The 1820-nt window shown below is 51.0% G+C and carries 1 protein-coding gene; it reads left to right on the top strand.

The window, feature by feature from the left end; all coding sequences use genetic code 11:
- Positions 1–152: 152 nt before the first annotated feature.
- A partial coding sequence (locus tag ABD734_RS07780; RefSeq protein ID WP_344703128.1) for an IS1182 family transposase occupies positions 153–1820 on the top strand: 1668 nt, incomplete at its 3' end.

Raw genomic sequence — 1820 nt, 5'->3', positions numbered from 1 at the left:
GGGGCTGGGACATAAGTCCCGATCCAAGCAGAATCCCCCGGGTTAAAATGAAAATTTTAACCCGGGGGATTCCTATGTATATAAATGAAAGACAAAACAAAAGGCACCCTTTATAATGTAAGTAACCACACAAACAGAAAAAGAGGTGCCTTATGTATAAAGATTATACCATGAACCAGCTGACACTGCCACTCGATTTGGCAGTCATCATACCCGAAGATGACATCGCCCTTGCCGTCAATGCATTGGTGGAAAGCATCCCAGAGACTGAATTTGCGCCCTTTGACCATGCCTTCGGTGCGACGTCGTACCATCCAAGAATGATGATGAAGATCATCCTCTGCAGCTACACACAATCGGTGACGTCCGGGCGCAAAATTGAAGCGCTGTTGACAGACAGCGTCCGGATGATGTGGCTGGCTCAAAACCAGACGCCCTCCTACCGGACCATCAACCGGTTCCGGGTGCATCCCCACATGGATGCGCTGATCCAGGAAGCGTTCATCCAGTTCAGGATGCAGCTGGAAGCCCAGGCGCTGATTGATACGGATGCGATTTTCATCGATGGTACGAAGCTCGAGGCCAATGCCAACAAATATACATTCGTCTTCCGGAGAAGTGTCGAGAAACACCAGGAGAAACTCCGCGCCCAATCGAAGCTGATGTATGAAACGCTGTATGAAGAGCAGATCGTGACGGCCCTCCTTGAAGAATCGGAAGCCATCGTGACGGCCGATCACCTGCACACGATGCACCAGGCGCTAGAGACGGTGGAAACGGATTTGACGGAGACCATCGAGGCGACGGAAACCGTGGAAAAAAGAAAAGCCCGCCGGTCTGAACGGTCCGTCATCCGAAAGACTAAAAAGAAATGTGCAGACCTGCGGGACCGGGAATTGAAATATACCCAACAATTGGAGATCCTCGGTGCCCGCAACAGCTACTCGAAGACCGACCCCGATGCGACATTCATGCGCATGAAGGAGGACCATATGCAGAATGGTCAGCTGAAAGCCGGCTACAACCTGCAGATTGCGACCAACAATCAATTCGTTTTAGGCTTTGACCTCTATCCCAACCCGACAGATACCCGGACCCTGCCGCCATTTCTCCATACGATGCTGGAACATTTCCAGCATCTGCCTGAAAAGATTGTGGCCGATGCCGGCTATGGCAGTGAATCCAATTATGAGATAATCATGGACGACTACGGCCGCACCGCGCTCATCCCCTATAATACATACCATAAGGAACAGAAGCAGAGGCACCAACCCGATGAAATGCATCCGGACAACTGGGTGTATGATGATGAGAATGATATGTACATCTGCCCGGACGGACGGCCCCTCCAGTTTGAACGCTATGCCGATCGGACCGACAAATATGGCTACACCCGGGCGTTTAAAATGTATGCATCAGCAGACTGTACCGGATGTCCCCTCCATGACATATGCATCAAAAGCGACAAGCAGACCACCAAGCGCATCCAAAAGAATATGAACCTGGACTACTTCAGAGCCCAGGTGAAAAAGCAGCTTTCAGTTGAAGGGCACCGCAACATCTATCAGCAGCGCAAGGTGGATGTTGAGACGGTTTTCGGCAATTTGAAGGCCAATTTGGCGTTCAGGCGATTTTCACTCCGCGGGAGACGCAAAGTGAAAATCGAAATCGGCCTCGCATTATTGGCCGGGAACCTCGGGAAGTTCAACCGAATGATGCGCACTGCTTTGGAAGCAGACACAAAAAATGGCGATCCATCCGCTTTATCGGGATGGATCGCCATTTTTCTTAGTGTTCAGGGGCCTTTATGTCCCAGCCCC

Source organism: Salinicoccus jeotgali, from assembly GCF_039538805.1.
Taxonomy (GTDB): Bacteria; Bacillota; Bacilli; order Staphylococcales; family Salinicoccaceae; genus Salinicoccus; species Salinicoccus jeotgali.
The sequence above is the reverse complement of the archived record's forward strand: the minus strand, read 5'-3'. Positions and strand labels throughout refer to the sequence as shown.